Origin of the sequence: Streptomyces angustmyceticus (genome assembly GCF_019933235.1) — a bacterium.
Lineage (GTDB): Bacteria > Actinomycetota > Actinomycetes > Streptomycetales > Streptomycetaceae > Streptomyces > Streptomyces angustmyceticus.
In genome coordinates this window covers 4,297,816-4,322,515 of the sequence record NZ_CP082945.1, presented here as the reverse complement: position 1 = coordinate 4,322,515, position 24,700 = coordinate 4,297,816, and the positions used below count along the sequence as shown (strand labels likewise).

Annotated in this window: 19 protein-coding genes and 3 tRNA genes; 11 read left to right on the top strand and 11 right to left on the bottom strand. The window is 73.3% G+C overall.

Translation table 11 applies throughout. The features are described 5' to 3' along the window. Positions 1-70: 70 nt before the first annotated feature. The 3 genes from purL to purS all read right to left on the bottom strand — a co-directional run bounded on the left by purL (position 71) and on the right by purS (position 3,334). Complete coding sequence (gene purL / locus K7396_RS19395) at positions 71-2,320, bottom strand: phosphoribosylformylglycinamidine synthase subunit PurL (protein ID WP_086720561.1); 2,250 nt, start codon at positions 2,318-2,320, stop codon at positions 71-73. 91 nt (positions 2,321-2,411) lie between these two features. After that, positions 2,412-3,092, bottom strand: a complete 681-nt coding sequence (purQ, locus tag K7396_RS19390) for a phosphoribosylformylglycinamidine synthase subunit PurQ (protein ID WP_086720560.1) — start codon at positions 3,090-3,092, stop codon at positions 2,412-2,414. Further along, positions 3,089-3,334 carry a phosphoribosylformylglycinamidine synthase subunit PurS gene (gene purS / locus K7396_RS19385; protein ID WP_042151546.1) on the bottom strand — a complete coding sequence of 82 codons (246 nt, stop codon included), beginning with the start codon at positions 3,332-3,334 and terminating at the stop codon, positions 3,089-3,091. The genes purQ and purS overlap by 4 nt, the downstream gene beginning before the upstream one ends. 300 nt (positions 3,335-3,634) lie before the next feature. On the opposite strand from purS, the gene K7396_RS19380 reads away from it, so the two are divergent. The 8 genes from K7396_RS19380 (at position 3,635) to K7396_RS19345 (ending at position 8,563) form a co-directional block, all read left to right on the top strand. After that, positions 3,635-3,955, top strand: coding sequence for a histone-like nucleoid-structuring protein Lsr2 (locus K7396_RS19380; protein WP_086720559.1), 321 nt, complete (start codon positions 3,635-3,637; stop codon positions 3,953-3,955). Positions 3,956-4,074: 119 nt separating this feature from the next. Beyond that, a tRNA-Gly gene (locus tag K7396_RS19375) sits at positions 4,075-4,146 on the top strand. A gap of 73 nt (positions 4,147-4,219) precedes the next feature. Next, a tRNA-Gly gene (locus K7396_RS19370) sits at positions 4,220-4,292 on the top strand. A 293-nt stretch (positions 4,293-4,585) separates the two neighbouring features. Next, complete coding sequence (locus K7396_RS19365) at positions 4,586-5,632, top strand: ABC transporter ATP-binding protein (protein ID WP_086720558.1); 1,047 nt, start codon at positions 4,586-4,588, stop codon at positions 5,630-5,632. Next, complete coding sequence (locus K7396_RS19360) at positions 5,629-6,447, top strand: ABC transporter permease (RefSeq protein WP_086720557.1); 819 nt, start codon at positions 5,629-5,631, stop codon at positions 6,445-6,447. The genes K7396_RS19365 and K7396_RS19360 overlap by 4 nt, the downstream gene beginning before the upstream one ends. 84 nt (positions 6,448-6,531) lie before the next feature. Beyond that, on the top strand, positions 6,532-7,815 hold the full coding sequence (locus K7396_RS19355) for a sensor histidine kinase (RefSeq protein ID WP_223660100.1): 1,284 nt from the start codon (positions 6,532-6,534) through the stop codon (positions 7,813-7,815). After that, the gene (locus K7396_RS19350) at positions 7,808-8,437 is read left to right on the top strand and encodes a response regulator transcription factor (RefSeq protein ID WP_223660098.1); all 630 of its coding nucleotides are present in this window, start codon (positions 7,808-7,810) and stop codon (positions 8,435-8,437) included. The genes K7396_RS19355 and K7396_RS19350 overlap by 8 nt, the downstream gene beginning before the upstream one ends. Positions 8,438-8,490: 53 nt before the next feature. Next, positions 8,491-8,563 (top strand) — tRNA-Gly (locus K7396_RS19345). A 148-nt stretch (positions 8,564-8,711) separates the two neighbouring features. Here K7396_RS19345 and K7396_RS19340 read toward each other — a convergent pair. From K7396_RS19340 to purD, 4 genes are all read right to left on the bottom strand, one after another. Beyond that, positions 8,712-9,611, bottom strand: a complete 900-nt coding sequence (locus K7396_RS19340; RefSeq protein WP_086720959.1) for a phosphoribosylaminoimidazolesuccinocarboxamide synthase — start codon at positions 9,609-9,611, stop codon at positions 8,712-8,714. Positions 9,612-9,910: 299 nt separating this feature from the next. Next, complete coding sequence (locus K7396_RS19335; RefSeq protein ID WP_152104807.1) at positions 9,911-11,392, bottom strand: N,N-dimethylformamidase beta subunit family domain-containing protein; 1,482 nt, start codon at positions 11,390-11,392, stop codon at positions 9,911-9,913. Between the two features lie 246 nt (positions 11,393-11,638). Further along, the gene (locus K7396_RS19330; RefSeq protein WP_223660096.1) at positions 11,639-13,447 is read right to left on the bottom strand and encodes a hypothetical protein; all 1,809 of its coding nucleotides are present in this window, start codon (positions 13,445-13,447) and stop codon (positions 11,639-11,641) included. A gap of 511 nt (positions 13,448-13,958) precedes the next feature. Continuing rightward, complete coding sequence (gene purD / locus K7396_RS19325; RefSeq protein WP_086721844.1) at positions 13,959-15,233, bottom strand: phosphoribosylamine--glycine ligase; 1,275 nt, start codon at positions 15,231-15,233, stop codon at positions 13,959-13,961. A 387-nt stretch (positions 15,234-15,620) separates the two neighbouring features. Between purD and K7396_RS19320 the strand changes: the two genes are divergently transcribed. Beyond that, a complete protein-coding gene (locus tag K7396_RS19320) occupies positions 15,621-16,388 on the top strand; it encodes an SLATT domain-containing protein (RefSeq protein ID WP_086721845.1) in 768 nt (255 codons plus the stop codon). A gap of 323 nt (positions 16,389-16,711) precedes the next feature. On the opposite strand, the gene K7396_RS19315 is transcribed toward K7396_RS19320, so the two are convergent. The 4 genes from K7396_RS19315 to K7396_RS19300 form a co-directional block, all read right to left on the bottom strand. Then, positions 16,712-17,362: a hypothetical protein gene (locus K7396_RS19315; protein ID WP_152104806.1), complete on the bottom strand. Its 651-nt coding sequence runs from the start codon at positions 17,360-17,362 to the stop codon at positions 16,712-16,714. Positions 17,363-17,457: 95 nt separating this feature from the next. After that, complete coding sequence (locus tag K7396_RS19310) at positions 17,458-18,135, bottom strand: GntR family transcriptional regulator (RefSeq protein WP_086721846.1); 678 nt, start codon at positions 18,133-18,135, stop codon at positions 17,458-17,460. 164 nt (positions 18,136-18,299) lie between these two features. Beyond that, positions 18,300-19,670 carry an aspartate aminotransferase family protein gene (locus tag K7396_RS19305; RefSeq protein ID WP_086721847.1) on the bottom strand — a complete coding sequence of 457 codons (1,371 nt, stop codon included), beginning with the start codon at positions 19,668-19,670 and terminating at the stop codon, positions 18,300-18,302. Between the two features lie 182 nt (positions 19,671-19,852). Further along, positions 19,853-20,647 (bottom strand): VTC domain-containing protein, encoded by a 795-nt coding sequence (locus K7396_RS19300; RefSeq protein WP_152104805.1) that lies wholly within the window; start codon positions 20,645-20,647, stop codon positions 19,853-19,855. 419 nt (positions 20,648-21,066) lie between these two features. Here K7396_RS19300 and K7396_RS19295 point away from each other — a divergent pair, with 419 nt between their 5' ends. Next, entirely contained in the window at positions 21,067-22,671 is a 1,605-nt protein-coding gene (locus tag K7396_RS19295; protein ID WP_373866944.1) for a serine/threonine-protein kinase, read from the top strand. Between the two features lie 189 nt (positions 22,672-22,860). Beyond that, positions 22,861-24,684 carry a serine/threonine-protein kinase gene (locus tag K7396_RS19290; protein WP_170314293.1) on the top strand — a complete coding sequence of 608 codons (1,824 nt, stop codon included), beginning with the start codon at positions 22,861-22,863 and terminating at the stop codon, positions 24,682-24,684. Positions 24,685-24,700 lie beyond the last annotated feature (16 nt).

The window sequence follows — 24,700 nt, the reverse complement described above, 5'->3', positions numbered from 1 at the left end:
ACGGCCCGCCCCCGTAGTGGGGACGGACCGTCGGACCGTCAGGGGCGCGGCGCCGCGCCCGGGCTCCGGATCAGGCCAGCAGGCCCGGGATCGTCGCCTCGTGCGCGTCCTTCAGCTCGCTCAGCGGGATGCTGAACTGCCCCTGGACGTCGATCTCCGCGCCGTCGACCACACCGATCCGGGTGGCCGGCAGGCCCCGCGCACCGCACATGTCGGTGAAGCGGAGCTCCTCGCTGCGCGGCACGGACACGACGGCCCGGCCCGCCGACTCGGAGAAGAGCAGCACGAAGGGGTCGAGCCCGTCGGGAACGACGAGGCGGGCGCCCTTGCCGCCGCGCAGGCACGACTCCACCACGGCCTGGACCAGACCGCCGTCGGAGAGGTCGTGCGCGGCGTCGATCATGCCGTCGCGGGAGGCGGAGATCAGCACCTCGGCCAGCAGCCGCTCGCGCTCCAGGTCGACCTGCGGCGGCAGGCCGCCGAGGTGGTCGTGCACGACCTGGGACCAGGCCGAACCGCCCAGCTCCTCGCGGGTGTCGCCGAGGAGGTAGAGCAGCTGGCCCTCCTCCGCGAACGCGATCGGGGTGCGGCGGTTCACATCGTCGATGACGCCGAGCACCGCGACGACCGGGGTCGGGTGGATCGCCACCTCGCCGGTCTGGTTGTACAGCGACACATTGCCGCCGGTGACGGGCGTACCGAGGGTCTGGCAGGCGTCGGCGAGACCACGGGTGGCCTCGGCGAACTGCCACATCACGGCCGGGTCCTCGGGCGAGCCGAAGTTCAGGCAGTCGGAGACCGCCAGCGGCTTGGCACCGGACGCGGCGACATTGCGGTACGACTCGGCCAGCGCCAGCTGCGCGCCCGCGTACGGGTCGAGCTTGGCGTAGCGCCCGTTGCCGTCGGTGGCGAGCGCGACGCCGAGGTTGCTGTTCTCGTCGATGCGGACCATGCCGGCGTCCTCCGGCTGCGCGAGGACGGTGTTGCCCTGCACGAACCGGTCGTACTGGTCGGTGATCCACGCCTTGGACGCCTGGTTCGGCGAGGCCACCAGCTGCAGGACCTGCGCCCGCAGCTCGTCCGCGTTCGCCGGGCGGGCCAGCTTGGCCGCGTCGTCGGCCTGGAGGGCGTCCTGCCAGTCGGGGCGCGCGTAGGGGCGCTGGTAGACCGGGCCCTCGTGGGCGACGGTGCGCGGCGGGACGTCCACGATCTGCTCGCCGTGCCAGAAGATCTCCAGCTGCGAGCCGTCCGTCACCTCACCGATGACGGTCGCGATGACGTCCCACTTCTCGCAGATCTCCAGGAAGCGGTCGACCTTGCCGGGCTCGACGATCGCGCACATCCGCTCCTGCGACTCGCTCATGAGGATCTCCTCGGGCGAGAGGGAGGAGTCGCGCAGCGGCACGGTGTCCAGCTCGACGCGCATCCCGCCGGAGCCGGCCGAGGCCAGCTCGCTGGTGGCACAGGACAGCCCGGCGCCGCCGAGGTCCTGGATGCCGGCGACCAGGTCCTCCTTGAAGATCTCCAGGGTGCACTCGATGAGCAGCTTCTCCTGGAAGGGGTCGCCGACCTGGACGGCGGGGCGCTTGGCGGGCTTGGTGTCGTCGAAGGTCTCGGACGCCAGGACCGAGACGCCGCCGATGCCGTCGCCGCCGGTGCGGGCGCCGTACAGGATGACCTTGTTGCCCGTGCCGGACGCCTTGGCGAGGTGGATGTCCTCGTGCTTCATCACGCCGATGCAGCCGGCGTTGACCAGCGGGTTGCCCTGGTAGCAGGCGTCGAAGACGACCTCGCCGCCGATGTTGGGCAGGCCCAGGCAGTTGCCGTAGCCGCCGATCCCGGCCACCACGCCCGGCAGGACGCGCTTGGTGTCGGGGTGGTCGGCGGCGCCGAACCGCAGCGGGTCGACGACGGCGACGGGGCGGGCGCCCATGGCGAGGATGTCGCGGACGATGCCGCCGACGCCGGTGGCCGCGCCCTGGTAGGGCTCGATGTACGAGGGGTGGTTGTGGGACTCCACCTTGAACGTGACGGCGTAGCCCTGGCCGACGTCGACGACACCGGCGTTCTCACCGATGCCGACGAGCAGCGCGTCGTTCTCGGGGGCCTTCTCGCCGAACTGCTTCAGGTGGACCTTGCTGCTCTTGTAGGAGCAGTGCTCGGACCACATGACCGAATACATGGCGAGTTCGGCGCCGGTGGGACGGCGGCCGAGAATCTCGCGGATGCGCTGGTACTCGTCCTGCTTGAGGCCGAGCTCGGCCCACGGCTGGTCGGTGTCCGGCGTCTCGGCTGCGTGCTTGACGGTGTCGAGAGTCATGCCCCGCACCTTTCACTCGCTTCTCCGCCCGTGCGGCGCAGAGGTGCGGCATTCGTCGTCGGCTGCGGCCCGGCGGCCACACGTGCGTCGCTCATGCGTTGACCAGCTTCTTCAGGATCGAGGTGAAGAATCCCAGGCCGTCGGTACGGCCCGTACCGATCAGCGGCTCCACGGCGTGCTCGGGGTGCGGCATGAGGCCGACGACATTGCCCGCCTCATTGGTGATGCCGGCGATGTCACGGAGCGAGCCGTTGGGGTTGCCGTCCAGGTAGCGGAAGGCGACCCGGCCCTCGGCCTCGAGCATGTCGAGCGTGCGCTCGTCGGCGACGTACCGGCCGTCGATGTTCTTCAGCGGGACGCTGATCTCCTGGCCGGCCGCGTAGTCCGACGTCCAGGAGGTCTCCGCGTTCTCCACCCGCAGCTTCTGGTCGCGGCAGATGAAGTGCAGATGGTTGTTGCGCAGCATGGCGCCGGGCAGCAGGTGGGTCTCGGTGAGCACCTGGAAGCCGTTGCAGATACCGAGGACCGGCATACCGGCCCTGGCCTGCTCGATCACGGTCTCCATCACCGGCGAGAACCGGGAAATGGCCCCGGCCCGCAGATAGTCGCCGTAGGAGAAACCGCCGGGCAGCACCACGGCGTCGACCTGCTTGAGGTCCTTGTCGCGGTGCCACAGCGGCACCGCCTCGGCGCCGGCCACCCGGACCGCGCGCTGCGTGTCGCGGTCGTCGAGCGTGCCGGGGAAGGTGATGACTCCGATGCGCGAGGTCATGAGTCGACCCGCACGGTGAAGTCTTCGATGACGGTGTTGGCGAGGAAGGTCTCGGCCATCTCGTGGATGCGAGCGAGGGCGGCTTCGTCGACCGGACCCTCCACCTCGAGTTCGAAACGCTTGCCCTGACGGACGTCGGCGATCCCCTCGAATCCCAGGCGTGGCAGTGCGCGCTGCACCGCCTGCCCCTGCGGGTCGAGGATCTCCGGCTTGAGCATGACGTCGACTACGACGCGTGCCACTGGCACTCCCGGTGGTGTGGTGCGTAAGGCGGTGTCCTCACAGTACCGTGTTCGAAAATCTACGCGCATAGATATGCAGCGGGCCCGATCACGGCCCGGTATCGGAGGGAGTGCGGCCCAGGAAAAATTCTCGAAAAGATCCGGGGTCCGGATTGCGGGAAGACACGCTGACGAAATTAACTGGGCTTCACAATGCAATGCCCATCGCTGTACAAATGAAAAAGCATTGATCCCAATCAGCCGGATCCGGAGCATCACCCCATGTCAACAAGGGGTCGCTCCCCGAAAGGACCGATATCCGTGGCGCAGCGCGTAGTAGTAACGCTCTCCGATGACATCGACGGAGGAGAAGCCGCAGAGACGGTCGCCTTCGGATTGGACGGGAAGTCGTACGAGATCGACCTCAATCCCGCCAATGCGAAGAAACTGCGCGGCGCCCTCGCACCGTTCGTCGAGGCCGGCCGCAAGCGGGCCAAGTCCGGCAAGGCCTACCACCGGACCGCGGTGAACCCCGACCCCGCGGCCGTCCGCGCCTGGGCCCGCTCCCACCAGATGGACGTCCCCCCGCGCGGCCGGATCCCCAAGAAGGTCTACGAGGCCTTCAACGCCGCCAACCACTAACCGACTTCAGCGCGTCCCGCGGCCCGGGCGCAGCCGACTTGCACAGCACCCCTACTGATCAGCTAGAGTCTGGAGCACGCCGAGGGGCGAGGCCGAAAGGCCGGACCTCACGGAGTCACGCGGGTGTAGCTCAGTAGTAGAGCGCCCTCTTTCCAAGAGGGAGGCGCAGTGTGCAATCCCTGTCACCCGCTCTGACAGCTCGACCGGTCAAACGATCAGGTACAGTAGCTGTCGCGCCGCTCGGTGAAAGCCGAGTGGATGCCTGCGGACGTAGCTCAGTTGGTAGAGCGCAACCTTGCCAAGGTTGAGGTCGCGAGTTCGAGCCTCGTCGTCCGCTCAGAATGAAGAAGGCCCCGGTCAATGCGACCGGGGCCTTCTTCTTTTGTCCGCGATCGGCGCGGTCAGATCGCGCCCCGGCTCCCCTTCCTTCTCACCGTCCCCTCTGTTCTCTTCCCTCTCTCCCCCTCTCCCCTCTCCTCCCTCTCCCCGCCCTCGCTTCTCTTGCCTCTCCGGCTTACCTCTCTTGCTTGCCTCGCCTGCCGGGCTCCGGCGGGGGCAACTGACATTTGTCATCGGCTGCGATGACAGCTCGCACTGCCCGGAAGCCTGATCCGGCGAAACGCTGGAGTCATGAACATCGGGGAGAAAACCATCGCGGAGGCCGGCCGCGGCGGCGCCGGGGGCGCCGGTTCCGGCATCGGTGTGATCGAAGTCACCGGACTGCGCAGGCGCTACGGCCCGGCCGGGCGGCGCGCGAAGGGGGAGCAGAGCAAAAAAGGGCGGGGCCGGTCCGGCGCCCGGGAGAGTTACGAGGCCGTGAGCGGTATCGACTTCAGCGTCGACCGGGGCGAGCTGTTCGCGCTGCTGGGCACCAATGGCGCGGGCAAGACCTCCACCCTCGAACTGCTGGAGGGCCTGGCCGCGCCCACCGCCGGACGGGTCCGGGTCCTCGGTCATGATCCGTTCCGTGAGCGCGGCAGGGTGCGGCCGCACATCGGCGTGATGCTGCAGGAGGGCGGCTTCCCCGCCGAGCTGACGCCCGAGGAAACCCTGCGGATGTGGGCGGGGTGCACCACCGGGGCGCGCCCGGTCGAGGAGGCGCTCGGTTCCGTGGGGCTGGACCGGCGCCGGGATGTGCGGGTCAAGCAGCTGTCCGGCGGTGAGCGCCGGCGGCTGGATCTCGCGCTGGCGCTGTTGGGGCGGCCCGAGGTGCTGTTCCTCGACGAGCCGACGACGGGGCTGGACACCGAAGCGCGGCATGTCACCTGGGAACTGATCCGCGAGCTGCGGGACGCCGGGACCACGATCGTGCTGACCACGCACTATCTCGAAGAGGCCGAGGAGCTGGCGGACCGGCTGGCGATTTTGCACGAGGGACGGATAGCGACGGCGGGACATGTGGCGGACGTGGTCGCCGCCCATCCCTCGCATCTCTCCTTCGAGCTGCCCGAGGGATTCCATCTCGGCGATCTCCCGCCGCTGGCGGAACTCGGCGTCCTCTCCCATGAGACGAACGGGCGCTCGGTCCGGCTGCGGACGGAGGAGCTGCAGCGGGCCGCGACCGGAGTGCTGGTCTGGGCGCAGGACAAGGGGATAACGCTGCGCGGGCTGGACGTCAGATCCGCATCCCTGGAAGAGGCATTTCTGCACATCGCAAAGGGGCTGGAGAACTCATGAGTGCCAGTACGAGCCAGGCGATCGGCTATGCGGCGGAGAAAAGTCCCGCGGAAACCCGTTCCACGGGCCGTCTACTCTCCCTGGCACGGGCCGAGTTGACACTTCTCGGCCGCAACAAGTCCGCGCTGTACACCTCGCTCTTCCTCCCGATTGCCATGGCGTTCGCCATCAAACAGGCGGTCGGTTCGATGAACCTCGCCGGCACGGGGCTCTCGGTCGGCACGGTGATGCTGCCCGGCACCCTCGGCTGCGTTCTGCTCTTCGCCGTCTACTCCAACGTCACCGGCGCCTATGTCGCCCGGCGCGAGGAACTGGTGCTCAAGCGCCTGCGCACCGGGGAACTGCGGGATCAGGAAATACTCGCCGGCACCGCGCTCCCATCGGTGCTGACAGGGCTGGCGCAGTGCGCGCTCCTCGCCGTCCTCGGCAGCCTGGCGCTGGACACCGACCTGCCCACCGCGCCGCACCTCCTGACCGCCGGGGTGCTGCTGGGCATGGTCACGGTCGTCGGGCTCGCGGCGGCGACCTCGGCCTTCGCGAGGTCGAGCGAGGCCGCGCAGCTCACCGTGCTGCCCTTCATGCTGCTGTCGATGGCCGGCTCCGGGGTGATGGCTCCCCTGGACCTCTTTCCGGAGAAGGTCGCCACGGTCCTCGGGTTCCTGCCGCTGTCCCCGGCGATGGAGCTGATACGGGAGGGCTGGACCGGCGGCGGGGACGTCAAGGAGACGCTGGGGCAGCTGCTCACCGGCTTGGCCTGGGCCGGACTCGCGCTGTTTGCTGTGCAGCGGTGGTTCCGGTGGGAGCCGCGGCGCTGACGACGCAGGCGATCGGACGACGGGGGCGGGCAGCACATGATCGGGCGGCTACGGGCGATGTGGCGACGACGGAGCCAAGTGGGCATGGTCGAGGCGTACTTCCGCTGGACTCTGTACGCCATACCGTGGCTTCCCGTCTTCGGCGGGGTGCTGCCCGTCATGGGCACCACCGGCGGCCGCCCGGTGCCGGTCGCCCTGGCCGTCGTCGCCGGCGGGCTGAACGTGGTCCACGGAGTGCTGGCCGTTCCGCTGCTGAACAGGTCCTTGAACCGCTATCTGAAGCTGGGGGCGACGCCGCGCGGCCTGCTGCTCGCCTCGGGTGTGCTGACGCTCGCGTCCGAAGTCGCGCTGATCGCGCTGATCGCGGTCCGGGGCCTCGGTCACCGCGACGATGTGGCCACGGTGCTCATCGCGATCGGCGCCAGCCTCACCACGTACTTCATGGCGCAGTGCCTGGTGGTGTCCAAGCGAAGGTTCCTGGCGGGGGTGGCCGCCGCCACGGCGGGGATGATCCTGCTGTTCGGGTTGTTCACGGGCTCCTGGCCGGGATCGGTGGCGATGGCGTGTCTGCTGCTCTTCGCCGGCATGTGGAGCCTGGTGATAGCGCGGCCCACGGGCTGGCTGCTCGGCGTGGTCCGGAAGCTGGACGCGGCGCGCAGTACGGAGGCGCGGCTCGCGGTCGCCGAGGAACGGCTGCGGTTCGGCCGGGACCTGCACGACGTCATGGGCCGGAATCTGGCGGTGATCGCCCTGAAGAGCGAGCTGGCGGTCCAGCTGGCCCGGCGGGAGCGGCCGGAGGCCGTGGAGCAGATGGTGGAGGTGCAGCGGATCGCCCAGGAGTCCCAGCGGGAGGTACGGGAGGTGGTGCGCGGCTACCGGAAGGCCGATCTGCAGGCGGAGTTGGCCGGGGCCCGCTCCATCCTCCGGGCGGCCGGGGTGGACTGCCGTATCGACGGCGAGGACGAGGCGCAGCTGCCGCCGGAGGTGGAGTCGGCACTCGGCTGGGTCGTACGGGAAGGCACCACCAACATCCTGCGGCACGCCGCCGAGGTGCGGCACTGTGCGCTGCGGACCCTGATCGATCGGCACCGCTCGGTCCTCGTGATGACCATGGAGAACGACGGTGTCGCCCTCCAGCCGGACACCGCCCGGGCCGGCTCGCTGCCCGGCAGCGGCCTCAAGGGACTGCGCGAACGCCTGCACCCCTTGGGCGGCACCCTGACGTCGGGCCCGGTGCTGCAGAGCTCCTACCGCCTGACGGTCGAGCTGCCGCTCGGGGCTGCGGGGCAGGGGCGAGGGAGCGGGGTGGGCGGGGGCCCGGTGAGTGAGGAGGCGTCATGGGTGAGAGGCAGGGTGGCGGGTGAGTGACGGGGTGCGTGGCGAGGTGATCCGGGTGCTGCTCGCGGATGACGAGCATCTGATCCGGGGCGCGCTGGCGGCGCTGTTGTCGATGGAGAACGATCTGCAAGTGGTGGCCGAGGCGGCGTCGGGGCCGGAGGCGCGGGCGATGGCCCGGGCGCACGAGCCGGATGTGGCGGTGCTGGATCTGCAGATGCCGGGCGCGGACGGTGTGGCGGTGGCCACATCCTTGCGGGCGGAGGTGCCGGGGTGCCGGTCCATGATCGTGACCAGTCATGGGCGGCCGGGACATCTGAAGCGGGCGCTGGAAGCCGGGGTGCGGGGGTTCGTGCCGAAGACGGTGTCGGCGCAGCGGCTGGCGGAGATCATACGCACGGTCCACGCCGGAAACCGTTATGTGGACCCGGAGTTGGCGGCGGACGCGATCAGCGCCGGGGAGTCACCGTTGTCGGTCCGGGAGGCGGAAGTGCTGGAGTGCGCCGAGGACGGGGCGCCGGTCGCGGAGATCGCGGAGCGGGCGTCGCTGTCGCCGGGGACGGTGCGGAACTACCTCTCCTCGGCGACCGCGAAGCTGGGCGCGGAGAACCGCCATGCCGCGGCGCGTCTCGCCCGCGAGCGAGGTTGGCTATAGTGGTGCCCGCACCGCGCGCCGGCGACTGGTTTCAGGAGCCTTGCACGGAGCATGCGGACGTAGCTCAGTTGGTAGAGCGCAACCTTGCCAAGGTTGAGGTCGCGAGTTCGAGCCTCGTCGTCCGCTCAGAAGGAGAAGGCCCCGGCCGGCAGTGATGCCGGACGGGGCCTTTTCGTATGTGTGCGGGACCGGACCGTCTCACCCGGTGCCCCTGCCCGGCACGATCCCAGCCCGTCACGGTCCCGGCCCGGGGCGGACCCGGGCCGGGGGCGGGTCATGACCAGCTGAGGCCCGTGAGGCGCTCGTAGGCCTCGACGTACTTGGCGCGGGTGCTCTCGACGATCTCGTGCGGGAGGGCGGGCGGCGGCAGCGTGCCCGTGCGGTCCCAGGCCGCGGCGGGGGAGGTCAGCCAGTCGCGGACGAACTGCTTGTCGAAGGACGGCTGGGCGCGGCCCGGCTCCCAGAGGTCGGCGGGCCAGAAGCGCGAGGAGTCGGGCGTCAGGACCTCGTCGGCCAGCGTCAGCTGCTCGCCGTCGAAGCCGAACTCGAACTTCGTGTCCGCCAGGATGACGCCGCGCTCGCGGGCGATGTCGCGGGCCCGGCTGTAGACGGCGAGGGTCGTCTGCCGGAGCTGGGCGGCCACCTCGGCGCCGATCTGGTGGACGACCTCCTCGTAGGAGACGTTCTCGTCGTGGTCGCCGACGGCGGCCTTGGTGGCCGGGGTGAAGATCGGCGCGGGGAGTTCGGAGCCGTCGACGAGGCCCTCGGGGAGGGCGAGCCCGCAGACCGTGCGGGTCTGGCGGTATTCGGCGAGGCCGGAGCCGGTGAGGTAGCCGCGGGCCACGCACTCGACGGGCACCATCCGCAGCGACTTGCAGACCAGGGTGCGGCCCGCCCAGTCGGCGGGGGCGCCGGCCGGGACGTCGGTGGAGAGGACGTGGTGGGGGGCCAGGTCGGCAAGCTGCTCGAACCACCACAGGGACAGCTGGGTGAGGATGCGGCCCTTTTCGGGGATCTCGGTGGGCAGCACCCAGTCGTAGACGGAGGTGCGGTCGCTGGCGACCATGATCAGGTCGCCGGCGGCGTTCTGGTAGAGGTCGCGCACCTTGCCGGTGTGAAGGTGGGTGAGCCCGGGAACCTCCACCGGCTCAGGCTTTTCTACAAAACCGGGCACGCTTCCTCCGCGTAGGTTGATCCAGGAGTCATATCGATTCTCCCCTACGCGGGCCGGTGGTGACGGACGGGGGCTGGGGTACGCGAACGGGGCGGGCGCCGGGCCGCGGGCGAGGCGCCCCAGCGAGCGATCGACGCGCGGGCGGCCGACGGGCGGCAGCAGCCGGGGCCAGTGCCCCGAGCGGCACCGTGGCCGGGGCCGAACGGGCCGGTGTCCCGGCGCGGCGGTCGTGGCGGCGCGGGAGTGGAGCCCGACGCCCCGGGGCCGGCGGCATGTGGGCCGGGGCGGGCGTCGTGGGGTCAGTCGCGTTTGCAGATGCGGTCGAGGAGGTTGGCGGTGGCGCGTTGGATGCGTTCGTCGACGTGGCCGGGGCGGTCGAGGGCGGGGGACCAGGCGAAGGTGCCGGAGGCGAAGACCCAGGCGCCGCTGGGGGCGCGGTAGAGGGAGGTCTCCTGGTGGCGGCGGGCGCCTTCGCTGTCGTGGTACGGGGAATGGGCGAGGAGGGTGCGGCTGGTGTGCTCGGGGAGGCTGGTGCGCGGGAAGTAGCGGTCGGCCTCGCCGGCGACCAGGCCGGGGAGTTCGTCGCCCTCATGGGCGCCGGTGGCGTCCCACAGCCAGTGTTCGCCGTTGCGGACGACCAGGGGGGCCGGTTCGGGGACCCGGCCGGCGTACTGGATGCCCATCAGCCGCTGTTCGGGGTCGCCCAGCTCCCGCCAGAGCGCGGGACGTCCGGGGCCCTGGCGCTTGCGGCAGTGGAGCAGGGCCTCCGGGCCCGACGGCGAGGGGGAGAGTTCGACCTGCCAGTACATGGTGTTGGCGGAGAGGAAGACGAGGGAGGTACCGGTGTCGCGGGCGCGCTCGACCGTGCGGCGCATGGGCACCGACCAGTACTCGTCGTGGCCGGGGAAGACCAGGCCACGGTAGCGGGACGGGTCGACGCGGCCGGCGTGCAGGTCGCGGGCGTCGGCGTAGGCGAGGTCGTAGCCGTAGCGCTCGGCCCAGCGGATGAAGTCGTAGGCGTGGCCGACGTGCAGGGGCAGTCCGGCGCCGGCGTAGGGGCGGTCGAAGGAGACGGTGGTGGCGGCGTCGCCCTCGCCGAGCAGCGCGCCCTCCTCGTCCCACGCGTGGTAGAGGCTGGCGCCGGTCCGGCCGTCCTCGGGGTAGAGGTTGTAGGCCTGCCAGGTGATGTCGGGCAGGAGCAGGAGGAGGTCGGCGGGCTGGTTGTCGCGGACCGTGAAGGGGATGTGGGAGCGGTAACGGCCGTCGGCGGTGGTGAGCACCGCGACATAGGCGCCGAGCTGCCAGAACGTGGGGACCTGGAGGCGCCAGGAGAGCCACCAGTGGTGGCAGGAGGCCGTGCGGTCGGCGGTCAGCGGGGGCGGCTGGACGATGCCGGCCAGGCGGGGGCTGTTGGTGATCTTGGAGGCGCCGGCGCCCGCGTAGTGGCCGATGCGGTAGATGTCGATGTTGAACGGCTGGGGCGGGTCCACCGAGACGCGGAAGTCGATGGCCTCGCCGGGGGCCACCGCGCCGGGGCCGGCGAAGCCCTTGATCTGGCGGTGGACGTCGTCGGCGGTGCGGGGGCCGTTGTGCTTGCTGGGGGCGGGCACCGCCAGGTCGCCCTGGGCGACGGCGGGGTCGACGTACCAGGGGATGATGCGGCCGGAGTCGAAGTAGTTCTCGCTGCCGCGCAGCCAGGGCAGCGGGCCCTGGCCGAACGGGTCCGTGACCGCGTGGGCGAGCGCACCCGACTCCCAGCGCCTGATCTGATCCGTCGCCACCTTCCACTCCCCTCCCGCGTCCCCGGTCGGCCTCGGCCGATCGGGCCGGTGCTGCGTCCGGCCCGGCGAACCCGGCCGGCCATCCCCCAGCACATCACATTACGCACTCACTTCGTCACCCTTCGTCGTGAATTTAGAGGGCAGCGCCCCCGAAATGCGAACTGGAAGGGAACATTCAGCCGGTGGTGCGGGAGGTCAGGAGCGAGGCGCCCGGCCCCCGCCCGGCGGATAAGTGCGGCTTTCCGGTCATACCAACCTGACCGGTTTCTCGGGGCGCACCCCGACCGTCGTCAGCCAGCCGCGGAGCGGCTCCGCGTCGCCGTCGTCGACCAGGCTGAGCACCGGGCGGCCGAGGTCGGCGCGGCGGGCGCCGTCGACCAGCAGCGCCGGGCCGTCGAGCCAGTCCAGGCCGGGGGCGGCGCCCGCGGTGTCGACGGCGGCGCAGCAGACCATGGCGGTGACGTGGTCGGCGAGGAGTTCACGGCCCGTACGGGGCGGCTGCAGCGGGAACAGCGGCAGACCGCCCTCGGACACCAGGCCGTCGCCCCAGGCCACCCCGATGCCGGCGTCCTGCGCCGGGCCGCCGCGGGCGGCCTGGCGGGCCGCCTCCTCGCGTTCCTCGCGCTCGACCTCCGCGCCCAGCCGGGCGGCGACCAGATCGCCCGCCCGCTCGTCCTGCGCGAGCCGGTCGATGACCCGGGCCAGGGTCGGGCCCGGGGGCGGTGCGGCCGGCGGGGCGTCGTGACGGCCGGCGGGCGGCGGGCCGCCGGCCGGGCGGTCCGGAGGGTGGCCGGGGGCGGAGCGGGCGTACGAGAGGTGCGGGGCGCAGGTGTCCGAGGGCGCCGGCGCGGGCGGGGCCGCCGGGAGCGCGGTCGCCGGGAGGGTGTCCAGAACGCGGTGGAGACGGGCGGCCTCCAGGCGCCATTTCCGGTCCACGACCTCTTCCGGGTACTGGCTCCAGCCGACCGGCGACCAGTCGGGTCCGGGCTCGGCCGGGCCGCCGTGGAAGAGGCGGGCCGCCAGCAGGGAGGCGGCGCGGTCGATGGCGCCCGGCTCCTCCAGGAGGTCGCAGGCGGGGCGCTCGCCGAGGCGGGAGGCGAAGCCGTTGGCGAGGCGGTCGCGGCGGGAGAGTTCGGTGAGCGCGGAGACCACCCCGGCGTCCAGCCGGGACGGCCAGCGGCCCATCCGCCAGGCGGGCAGCGCGACCCGGGTCAGCAGCCGGTCCCAGCCCGCGTAGGCGAGGCCGACCTGTTCCTGGGCGACGATCCGCAGGCCGTAGTCGACGCCCTGGGCCCGCTCGGACGCGGCGGCCGCGACGGCGCGTTCCATGATCGTGGCGTGTTCGCGGCCCGCCCGCAGGAGCAGCCGCGCCACCCGGCCGACGAAGCGCAGCGGGAGCGCGCGCAGCGGGCCCCGGGCGCGGGCCGATACGGCGACGGCGGCGTCCAGGCCGCGGATGAAGCGGCGGGCGGCGGCTATGTCGGGGTGGGCGGACGGGCCGGTGCCGGCGACGACGGGGGCGAGCAGGGCGCGCAGCTCGGCGACCCGCATCCACCACAGGAACGGTGAGCCGATGACCAGGACGGGCGCCTCGGGTGTCCGGCGCCCCTCACCGGCCGCCGCTCCCCCGCGGCGCGGCGGGCCGTGGGCGCGGTGAGTGCGGTCCTCGAGCCAGCTGTCGCAGTCCGGGGTGAGCGCTATGGCCGAGGGTGCGGGGACGTCGAGGCGGTCGGCGAGGTCGCGGACCAGGCGGTAGAGATCGGGGGCCGACTCCTCGGCGATCGGCACGGACGGGCTGAGCGCGGGTCTGGCGCGGGCGACGACGAGGGTGACGAGCGTGGCCAGGAGCAGGCTGAGCACCGCGAGGCCGCCCGTGATCCAGCCGGCGAGCTCCCAGCCGGGGCCCGTGCCGAGGCGGCCGGTGACCCGGCCGGCGAACAGCACCACGGCCACGGCCGCCGGCAGCAGCGCGACGGCCAGCGCCGTGCTGCGGATCCGCAGCACGGCGAGGGCGCGGGCACGCGCCGCCAGGACGCCTGTTTCCGGACTTGCCACGAGCCTGTACACCCCCTGCTGTCCTGCTGGAGCCGGACGGAGAGAACACGGGACGGACGTACGAGAAAATGCGCGGTGGGTCGAGCGCGGGCACTCCACCACCACTGTGGCACCGGCCACTGACATCGCAATGCCGGTGAGCCACTTGCCGGACGCCGCCGCGGCAACCGCGCCGGAATCCGGCCCGGCGACCACAGGACGCTTGCGCGGCACCCTAGTTGGGGGTGCGGGCCCCGTCAGCCGTATACCTGGTGCGGTCACTCGATGGAATGGCTTTGGGGAAAGCCGGGAACCGGCGCCGGGCAGGTGTGGGCGATGGACACGTCGGCCCGGTCGGCACACGCAGGACTGGGGCATATGTCACCGTATGTGGCATATGCCCCAGGAGAGATGCCACCGACCGCAGCGTCCGCGACGGGTGCCGGATGCGCGACGGGCGCGGCCGCGCGCACCGCGCGGGCCGTGTCCCGCGCGGTGCGCGCGGGGCACGGCCCGGGAGGTCGTGGCGGTCCTAGGCGCCCGGCGCCTGTGCCGCGTCGGCCGCGACCTTGGCGGCGATGTCCGTGCGGTGCTGGGAGCCGTCCAGGGAGATCCGGCCGACGGCGTCGTAGGCACGCCGCCGGGCGGTGGTGAGGTCGGAGCCGGTGGCCGTGACGGACAGCACCCGGCCGCCCGCGCTGAGCACCGCGCCGGAGTCGTCGCGCTTGGTGCCGGCGTGCAGGACGTACGCCTCCGGGCCGTCCTGCGCCGCGACGTCGGCGAGGCCGTCGATCGGGTCGCCGGTGCGCGGGGTGTCCGGGTAGTTGTGCGAGGCGATGACGACGGTGACCGCGGCGCCGTCGCTCCAGCGCAGCGGCGGGAACGTGGCGAGGGTGCCGGTGGCCGCGGCGTGCAGCAGGCCGGCGAGCGGGGTCTTGAGGCGGGCGAGGACGACCTGGGTCTCCGGGTCGCCGAAGCGCGCGTTGAACTCGATCACGCGCACCCCGCGGGAGGTGATCGCCAGGCCCGCGTAGAGCAGCCCGGAGAACGGGGTGCCGCGGCGGCGCAGCTCGTCGACGGTGGGCTGCAGGACGGTGGCCAGGACCTCGTCGACCAGCTTGGGGTCGGCCCAGGGCAGCGGGCTGTACGCGCCCATGCCGCCGGTGTTGGGGCCCTCGTCGCCGTCGTAGGCGCGCTTGAAGTCCTGGGCGGGCTGCAGCGGGACGACGCTCTCGCCGTCGGTGACCGCGAAGAGGGACACCTCGGGGCCGTCGAGGAACTCCTCGATGACCACGCGGTCGCAGGCCAGGGCGTGCGCACGGGCCGCCGCGACGTCGTCGGTGACCACGACGCCCTTGCCGGCCGCCAGGCCGTCGTCCTTGACGACGTACGGCGCGCCGAAGGCGTCGAGGGCCGCGTCGACCTCGGCGGGCGTGGTGCAGACGTAGCTGCGGGCGGTCGGGACGGCCGCGGCGGCCATCACGTCCTTGGCGAAGGCCTTGGAGCCCTCCAGTTCGGCGGCCTGGGCCGAGGGGCCGAAGACCGGGATGCCGCGGTCGCGCACGGCGTCCGCGACGCCCGCCACCAGCGGGGCCTCGGGGCCGACGACGACCAGGTCGGCCTGCAGGCCGACGGCGAGTTCGGCGACGGCCGCGCCGTCGAGGGCGTTGACCCCGTGCAATTCGGCCACCTCGGCGATGCCGGCGTTGCCGGGAGCGCAGTGCAGCGCGGTGACGTCGGGGTCGAGGGACAGAGAGCGGCACAGGGCGTGTTCGCGGGCGCCGCCGCCGATGACGAGGACCTTCACGGTGGCAGCCTAGACGAGAGCGCGCGCCGCCCCGACGTCGGCCGGGCCGGGGCCGGCGCACGGGTCCGGGGCGGCCGGAAACCGCGCGTCGCCGCGGTGGCAACTCTTTCGGGTGAGGCGGTCGGCCGCCTTATATCCGATCACGCGCCCCTTCCGGGCGGAAAGAGCGTGATCGTGGGGCCGACGCCAGCCGTTCGGCGGTAGGAAGGGGCTGGGTGTGACGGCCTCCTCGTTCGTTTCGTCATGTGCGTCTCGGATGTACTCGGATGCATGGGTGTGCGCGGATGTGCACGGATATATGCGTCTGCGGCATGCAGACAGGGGACGGAGCGTCTCGTCCGCGGCACGTGGGCCGCGGGGTCGTGGAGACAGAGAGGGAGTGCACGGGTGAGTCATCCGGAGATGCAGCCCGAGGGGCCCCCTCGGGAGGGCGGCGGTCCCGCCGGGGAGAGCGGCGGCCGGGGCAGCGCCCGGAGGGATCTTGCGGGGCGGGTCTTCCCGCTCGGCGACTGGGGGGAGCCCGCCGAGCGCCTCGACGCGCTCTACCTCTGGTGCGAGGAGGGCGCGCTGCGCAGCGCCGACTGGTACCTGCGGGGCCGGCTGGCCAAGCGCCGCGGCGCGCGGGCGCTGCGGCTGGGGGCCGCCGCCGGGGCGACGGCGGGCGGGGTGCTCCCGCTGCTGGACCTCGCCGGGTTCTGGGCGGGCGGGGCGCCCTGGGGCGCGCTGTCGCTGCTGCTGGCGGCCGTGTGCGTGGGCTGCGACCGGTACTTCGGGATGACCACCGGCTGGATGCGGGACCTGGCGACCGCCCAGGCGATCCACCGGCGGCTGGAGGCGCTGCAGTTCGACTGGGCGGTGGAGAGCGTGCGCGAGGTGCTCGGGCCGACCGAGGGCACCGCGGGCGAGGCGGCGGAGCGGTGCCTGGGCGTGCTGCGGCGGTTCACCGAGGACGTCGGGGAGCTGGTGCGGGCCGAGACCGCCGACTGGATGGCGCAGTTCCGGGCCGATGCGCTGCGGTGTGCCGCGGCGCGCGGGGGCGGCTTTGCCGCCGTGGGGGCGCGGCAGGAGGAGCCGGGGGTGGCCGGGCGGTTCGTGGTGCCGCCATTGCCTCGGGCGAATATGCCGCGGCAGCGGCCGCCGGAGGCGCCGCGCTGAGCGCTTGGCTTGCCGCGTTTTCGGCTGTCCCGCCGTGGGGGCTTGTCGCCGTTGCTCCCCCACTGCCTAAAGGGCGTGGGAGGTACCCCCAGCGGCGGGCGGGGTCCGCTGCGCGGGGCTGTACGTGCCGGTGCCGGGCCGGAGGGGCAGGGGTGTGGGACTGCTTCGCTTTACGTCCCACACCCCTGCCCCTCCGGCCCGTCCCCTCCCGTGGGTGGGTGGGTGAGGTCGTGGGTGGGCACCGTGGGTGGGTGGGTGAGGTCGTGGGTGGGCACCGTGGGTGGGTGGGGCCAGGTGGTCGATGGGGACCTGAAGGGTGAGGGTCAGCTGAAGACGATCATGGAGCCTTGGCTGAGGCTTCGGGTGGCGGCGGCGTGGAGGCCGAGCCAGACGTGGCGTTCGCGGGCGAAGGGGCTGTCGTCCAGGGGGGTGGCGGCGGAGCGCTCCTCCAGGGAGGTGGGGCCTGCGGGGGGTGCGGGGGCGGCGGGCGGATTGGCCGGATCGATACCGAGGGATGGCGCAACCAGTTCCAGGTCGCGCAGGAGGCCGTGGGAGGAGCCCAGCGGGCCGCCGCCCTCCAGGAGTTCGTCGTTGGCGAGCGGGTGCGGGAAGTCGACCGGGACGTAGGCGCCGGCGTGGTCGTAGTGCCACACCAGGTGGGACTGCTGCGCGGTGGCCTCGAACATCTCCAGCAACTGCTCGTAGTCGCCGCCCAGTTCGTCGACCGGAGTCACCTCCAGGCCGCACAGGCGCAGCAGGTAGGCGCGGCGCAGGAAGTGCAGGGCGTCGTAGTCGAAGCCGGCGACCGGGGCGACGTCGCCCGACAGGCCGGGCATGTAGCTGAAGACCGGGACCGGTGGCAGGCCCGCTTCCGTCAGGGCCTTGTCGTAGGCGGCGATCTCTTCGGAGAACGGGTTGTCGGGGCTGTGGCACAGCACATCGACGAGGGGTACCAGCCACAGGTCACATGCCACGAGTGTGGGCTCGCTTCCGGTCGGGGACGGGGACACCGGCGCACGTACAGCTACGGGTACGGCCCATTACGGCCGATGGTCGGGACAGCGTAGTGCTAGCCGCGCGTTCCGACGAGAGCGAGGGAGTGCTCGTTGTACTCGGCGATCAGCCGCTGGGCGGTGGCCAGGTCGTGCTGGAGCAGAGAGTCGGCCAGGGCGCTGTGGCCGTGCCAGAGCAGCCCCTTGAGGTCGGGTTCGCGGCGCAGCAGCGGGACCGCGAACATCCAGGTCTGGACGCGGATCCGGTCGAGGAAATCGCTGATGTAGGCGTTGTTCACGATGCTGCTCAGCTCGCGCCAGAACCGCAGGTCGTAGCCGATCAGGACGTCCAGGTCGCCGCCCCGCGCGGCCCGTTCGGCCTCGTCGGCGCGGCGGCGGATGGAGATCAGGACCCCGGCGGGGGTGTCCCGCAGCGCCCGGTCGGCGCCGCTGCGGAAGATGCCCTCGATGATCAGGGTGCGGGCCTCGACCATGGCGCGGAAGTCGTCGGCGGTGAAGGCGTGCACCTTGAAGCCGCGGTGCTGTTCGACGTCGAGCAGGCCCTGGGCACAGAGGTCGAGGAGCGCCTCGCGCACGGGGGTGGCGGAGACGCCGTACTGTTCGGCGATCTCCTTGACGGTGAAGGGGTGGCCGGACGGCAGCCGGCCGGCCAGGACCTCGTCGCGCAGCGCGTCGGCGATCTGCTGGCGCAGGGTGCTGCGTCGTATGACTGAGCTGTCTCCGCCGGCGGCCATCGTGTGCGTCTCCTTCGACGTCGCTGACCGCGCAGATGGGAGCGGCCCCCGCCCACGATAGGCGAGGGCCGTACTCCGGTGCCGCCCGAGGTTACCGTCGGTCTGCCGGACGGCACGTCCGTGACCTGCGGTTCCGCTCCCCCGGCGGCGTCGTCGGGGAGGGCTCAGACGGTGTGGGCGTCGGCCGCCGCGAGGGCCTCGTCGAGGGCGGCGAGGCCCTCCTTGGCCTCGGCCTCGGTGATCGTGCAGGCCGGGACGACATGCGTCCGGTTCATGTTCACGAACGGCCACAGGCCGCCGCGCTTGCAGGCCGCGGCGAATTCGGCCATCGGGGCGTTGGCGGCGCCGGCGGCGTTGTAGGGGACCAGCGGCTCGCGGGTCTCCTTGTTCTTGACCAGGTCGAGCGCCCAGAAGACGCCCAGGCCGCGGACCTCGCCGACGGACGGGTGGCGCTCGGCGATCTCGCGCAGGGCGGGGCCGATGACCCGCTCGCCGATGTCGGCGGCGTTCTCCACGATCCGCTCCTCGGCCATCGCGTTCATGGTGGCGACGGCGGAGGCGCAGGCCAGCGGGTGTCCGGAGTAGGTCAGCCCGCCCGGGTAGGGGCGCTGGTCGAAGGTCGCGGCGATCTCGGCGCTGATCGCGACGCCGCCCAGCGGGACGTAGCCGGAGTTGACGCCCTTGGCGAAGGTCAGCAGGTCGGGGGTGACACCGAAGTGGTCGGCGGCGAACCAGTGGCCGGTGCGGCCGAAGCCGGCCATGACCTCGTCGAGGATGAAGACGATGCCGTGGCGGTCGCAGATCTCGCGGACCCCGGCGAGGTAGCCGGCCGGCGGGACCATGATCCCGGCGGTGCCGGGGACGGTCTCCAGGATGATCGCCGCGATCGACTGCGGTCCCTCGAAGGCGATGGTCTGCTCCAGGTGCGCGAGGGCGCGCTCGCACTCCTGCTCCTGCGTCTCGGCGTGGAAGGCGGAGCGGTAGAGGAACGGGCCCCAGAAGTGCACCACGCCGGCCGAGGCGGTGTCGGAGGGCCAGCGGCGGGGGTCGCCGGTCAGGTTGATCGCGGTGGCGGTGGCGCCGTGGTACGAGCGGTAGGCGGAGAGCACCTTGGCGCGGCCGGTGTGCAGCCGGGCCATGCGGACCGCGTTCTCCACGGCCTCCGCGCCGCCGTTGGTGAAGAAGATCTTGTCGAGGTCGCCGGGAGTGCGCTCGGCGACCAGCCGGGCGGCCTCGGACCGTACGTCCACGGCGAATCCGGGCGCGATGGTGCACAGCTTCGCGGCCTGCTCCTGGATCGCCGCGACGACCTTGGGGTGCTGGTGGCCGATGTTGGTGTTGACCAGCTGCGAGGAGAAGTCGAGGTAGCGGTTGCCGTCGTAGTCCCAGAAGTACGAGCCCTCGGCGCCGGCGATCGGCAGCGGGTCGATCAGGCCCTGCGCGGACCAGGAGTGGAAGACGTGCGCGCGGTCGGCGGCCTTGACGGCCGCGCCGGTGGCGGGGTCGGCGGCGGAGGCGGAGGGCGTCGTGGTCACGGTCAGTACCTCGGATCGGGTCGCTCGGGTCCGCCGTGGAACGGTCCGGCGAACGCTCTCAGCGTAGGGATCACGGTCCGCCGGACGGTACCGACACTGTGTGTGAGTCCACCCACGACGCGCGGACATTCTGTCCAGAATCGCGGGCCGTGCGGGAGGCGGCCGCGGCGCCGCGCACGCCGTCAGGCCGCCGCCGGGAAGGCTGTCCGCACCGCCCGCCGCCAGTGCTCGGCGGCCAGGTCCGGGCGCAGCGCCGACAGTCCGCCGCAGTACCGGGTGAAGGCGGCGGCCGGGATGCCGTGACCGCCGAGCAGCCGGTCCGCCTCGGTCGGGCGGCCGGTGGTCCGGGTCTCGACGAGGACCAGCCCGCCGTCGGCGCGCACCGTGCGTCCGGAGGCCAGGTCCCGGCAGCGCAGCGCCGCGTCGCAGGTGATGCGCTGGCCGTCCGCGACGAGGGTGGTGCGGGTGTAGTCGGTCTCCAGGGCGCCGCCGAGGTCGGTGGGGGCCGGGAGGCCGTAGGCGCGGTCCAGTACGGCGGTGAGGAAGCCGCGCGGGGCCGCGCCGAGGGCGGGGGCGTCCGCGAGCAGCGGCCTGCGGTGCTTGACCGTCTCGCCGCGGCGTCCCCGGAGCTTGATCTCCAGCTGCCGCACCCCGGTGTCCTCGTAGCGCCGCTCGCGGATCGTGTAGCGCACCGGCAGGCCCTGCCGGTGGTCGTGGAAGGACCGCAGGTCGGGAGTGTCGTAGTGGACGGAGCGGTGCTGGAACCAGCGGCGTCCGTTGATGCACAGCGCCGCGAACGGGCCGCCCGGCCTGCGGTGGTCGGTGAGTTCGGCCGCGACGGCGGCGAAGACCTCGACCGGGACGAGGTAGCGGCGGTCGAAGCGGGCGGGTAACGCGGCCCGCGCCTGGACATCGGCGAGCGGGACGGGGCGTGCGGCCATGGCGGCGCGGGCGAGGGCGCGTACGGCGGGGATCACACGGTCTCCTTGGCGGTCGGGCGGGGACGGGAGAGGGGGCGTGCGGGCCGGGAGGCGCTGTTCCGTCGGTGTGCGGGTGCTGTTGCGCGGGTGGGGTGCCGGGGGCGGTGCCGGGGTCCGTACCGGAGTGGCCCGGGTGTCCGCCGTGGGCGCGGTGGGCGTCGGGGTACGCGTACGACGATCGTCGCCCGCGGAAAGTTCCGGGACGCGGAAACAGACATCCGGGAACGTCATGTCCCGGCCACGGGCGGGCCGTTGGAGCGCTTCTTGGCGGGGCGGGACGGGCCCACGGCCTGCCGGGGCCCGCGGCGCCCTCGCTATCCTCACCGCGGGGGAAAAGGGGCGCGGGCAGCCGGGTGCGGGGGCGGCCCGCCCGCTCGCCCGCAGGGGGCGGATTCGGGGGGAAGGGGTGGCGGATCGTGGAACAGCCAGGACAAACGGGGCAGCGGGGATGGCAGGGGCGCGCGGAAGCGCCCGCGGGGCTGATGCCGCTGGGCGCGCAGGACCCGCCGCGGATCGGGGACTACCGCCTGATCGGGCGGCTCGGCGAGGGCGGCATGGGGCGGGTGTTCCTGGCCCGTTCGGACCGCGGCCGGACGGTCGCGGTCAAGCTGGTGCGGGCTGAACTGGCCGGAGAGGAGGAGTTCCGGGCGCGCTTCCGGCGGGAGGTGCGGGCCGCCCAGCAGGTCGCCGGGGAGTGGACCGCGCCCGTGCTGGACGCGGACACCGAGGCCGAGACCCCCTGGCTCGCCACGGGCTACATCGCGGGCCCTTCCCTGCAGCAGGTCGTCGGCCGCAGCGGCACCCCGCTGCCCGAGCGGACGGTACGGATCCTGGCCGCCGGGCTGGCCCGCGCGCTGGAGTCGATCCACGCCGCCGGCATCATCCACCGCGACCTCAAGCCGTCCAACGTGCTGCTCACCATCGACGGACCGCGGGTCATCGACTTCGGCATCGCGCGGGCCCTGGAGGCGGTGTCCGGCAACGGCGTGACGCACACCGGCGCGGCGATCGGCTCGCCGGGCTTCATGTCGCCCGAGCAGGTGCGCGGCACGCCGCTCACCCCGGCCTGCGACGTCTTCAGCCTCGGTTCCGTATTGGCGTACGCGGCGACCGGGCGGCAGCCGTTCGGCACGCCGGACAGCATCGCGCACGCGGTGATGTTCCGCGTCGCCCAGGAGGAGCCCGATCTCTCCGAGGTGCCCGAGGGGCTGCGCGAGCTGATCGCCGGGGCGCTGGCCAAGGACCCGGCACAACGGCCCACGCCCGCGCAGTTGGTGGCGCGGGCGGAGCGCGGCGGCGGTCCTGCGGCGGACGACGAGCCCTGGCTGCCGGGGGCGCTGACCGCCCGGCTGGGGCGGCACGCCGTGGAGCTGCTGGCGGCCGAGCACCCCGGGGACCGCGACGGGACGCGCGGCACCGCCGGCGACACCGGGCCGCCCGCGTCGCTCACCGCCGTCGTGCCCGCACCCGCCGCCCGCTCCCGCCGTTCTGACGCGGCGTCGGCTCCCGCCCCGGCCCGCAAGCCGTCGCGCCGGCGGGGTGCCGCCCTGGCCGCCGGCGCGGCCGCGCTGGTGCTCGCCGGGGCCGGCGCGAGCACCGTGTACACGCTGATGAGCGCGGACGGCGGCGGCCTGCGGTCGACGGACGCCCCGGCCGGCGGCGCGGACCGCGCCAGCGCCAGGGCGGCCGGGCTCCCCGCGTCCTACCTCGGCACCTGGGAGGCGACGCTGACTCACTTCCCCGACGAGGTACGGCGCTTCACCCTCCGGCAGGGCAAGGCCGGGGACATCGTGCTGACGATGACGGCGACCGGGAAGGACTACCGCTGTGAGTTCGCCGCCGCCCTGGCCCAGGCGGGCCCGCCGGTCCGCCTCGGCCCCTCCACCGTGGTCTCCGGTCCCGACGGCTGCTCCCCGGGCTCGCCGAGCACCCTGGAGATGGTCCACGGCAAGCTCCGCCGCACCTCCGACGACGGGAAGGCCCTCACGTACCACAGGCTGCCGGACAGCACGAAGAGCTGACGGCCCGGCAGGCACCGGCCGCGCTCCCCTTCCCGCGCCCCGCTGCTTCCCTCGCTCCCCGCCGCGCACCGATTGTTCTCCCGTCGTGACGATCTCTCGGCCGGGGCGCGATCCGCGGCCGCCTACGCTCGGAGGACGCCTGCTGCCCACAACGCCTCAGGCACGCCACGAGACGGGGGAGGACGCGCGATGGACGGCCTGCGGGGGCTGATGGCCGGCGATCCTCAGTGGATCGGGGACTACCGGCTGCTCAGCCGTCTCGGCAGCGGCGGGATGGGGCGGGTCTTCCTCGCCCGGTCGGAGGGCGGCCGGACCGTCGCCGTGAAGCTGGTGAAGGCCGAACTCGCCGCGGAGGAGGAGTTCCGGGACCGCTTCCGCGCCGAGGTCGCGGCCGCGCGCCGGGTCGGCGGGCGCTGGACCGCCCCGGTGCTGGACGCCGACACCGAAGCGGCCGTCCCATGGGTCGCCACCGGCTACATCGCGGGCCCCACGCTGGGCGAGGTCGTCAGCGGCCTGTACGGCCTCCCCGGGAGCGGCGGCCCCCTGCCGGAGCACTCGCTGCGGCGGCTGGCGTACGGGCTGTCCTGCGCGCTGCGCGACATCCACGCCGCCGGCATCATTCACCGCGACCTCAAGCCGTCCAACGTGCTGCTGACCATCGACGGGCCGCGGGTCATCGACTTCGGCATCGCGCGGGCCCTGGACGCGGTCGGCGACCGGACCAGGACCCGTACCGGCACGGTGCTCGGCTCGCCCAGCTTCATGTCGCCCGAGCAGGTCCGGGGGCACCGTGCGGGCCCGCCGAGCGACGTCTTCTGCGTGGGGTCGGTGCTGGCGTACGCGGCGACCGGGCGGCAGCCGTTCGGCAGCCCCGACTCGGGCTTCCACGCGGTGATGTTCAAGATCGCGCAGGAGGAGCCCGAGCTGACCGGGACGCCGGACGGCATCCGCGGCCTGATCCTGGACTGCCTGGCCAAGGACCCGGCGGCGCGGCCCACCCCGGGGGAGATCGCCGACCGCCTCGGGCCGGTGCCGGGCGGTTCCCCGGCGGCGCCCTGGCTGCCGGCCGAGCTGATCGCGAGCCTGGGGCAGCACGCCGTGCGCCTCCTGGACACCGACACCCCGCCCGGGGGCCGGTCCCCGGCGGCCACCGCCACCCGCGTCACTCCCCCGCCGGGATCGCCCCCGCCCCCGTCGCCCCCGGCCGGGGCCGCACCGGCCCGCCGCCGCCCCGGCCGGCTCCCGCTGCTCGCCGCCGCGCTCGCCGCGGCCGGCGCCGCCGTCGCGGTCCCGTTGCTGAGCGGCGGCGCGGACGCCGGACGGAGCGCGTCCGACATCCCCGCCCGCTATCTCGGCACCTGGTCGGGCCCGGTGCTGCGGGACGGGGAGCCCACCGGGGGGCAGCGCCGGTTCGTGATCACCAACGGGACGGTCGGCGAGGTGGTCGCCAACAGCACCAGCCTCGGTACGACCTACGAGTGCCGCAGCGACGGCAAGCTGGTGTCCGTCACGGGGCACGACGGGCACCCGGCGCTCCGGCTGGACACCACCGTCGTCCGGTCCGTGCCCGCCGGCCGCTGCGCCGCGCTGGGCGAGCACACCCTCCGGGAGGGCCGCGACGGCACCCTGGTCTGGGCGGCCGCCGGCCGCACCGCGACGCTGCACCGCACCGGCCCGGCGGAGGAGACCGTCCCGGACGGCTACCTCGGCACCTGGCGGCGGCCGGACGACGACGGCCGGGGCAGCCTGCGGCTCACCCTCCGGCGCGCCCCGGCGGGCAGCACGGTGCTCACCACCGTCGCCGAGGGCCGCGGCGGCCGCTGCACGGCGCACGCCGACTTCTTCGCGGCCCGGGACGGCGGGCTGACCGTCGGCCCGTCCGTCGTCGACCGGCCCGCCCCCGGCTGCGCCCCGGACAGCACCTCCGTCCTGCGCCTGAACGGCGACGGCACCCTGCGCCGCGAGTTCCTGGGCGACGACGAACAGCCGCGCACCTACTCCAGGGCGGAGTAGGCACGCGGCTGCCGCC

Coding starts and splice junctions, on each gene's coding strand:
- purL (WP_086720561.1), bottom strand. CDS start 2,320: ATGACTCTCGACACCGTCAAGCACGCAGCCGAGACGCCGGACACCGAC.
- purQ (WP_086720560.1), bottom strand. CDS start 3,092: ATGACCTCGCGCATCGGAGTCATCACCTTCCCCGGCACGCTCGACGAC.
- K7396_RS19365 (WP_086720558.1), top strand. CDS start 4,586: ATGAACATCGGGGAGAAAACCATCGCGGAGGCCGGCCGCGGCGGCGCC.
- K7396_RS19360 (WP_086720557.1), top strand. CDS start 5,629: ATGAGTGCCAGTACGAGCCAGGCGATCGGCTATGCGGCGGAGAAAAGT.
- K7396_RS19355 (WP_223660100.1), top strand. CDS start 6,532: ATGGTCGAGGCGTACTTCCGCTGGACTCTGTACGCCATACCGTGGCTT.
- K7396_RS19310 (WP_086721846.1), bottom strand. CDS start 18,135: ATGGCCGCCGGCGGAGACAGCTCAGTCATACGACGCAGCACCCTGCGC.
- K7396_RS19290 (WP_170314293.1), top strand. CDS start 22,861: ATGGACGGCCTGCGGGGGCTGATGGCCGGCGATCCTCAGTGGATCGGG.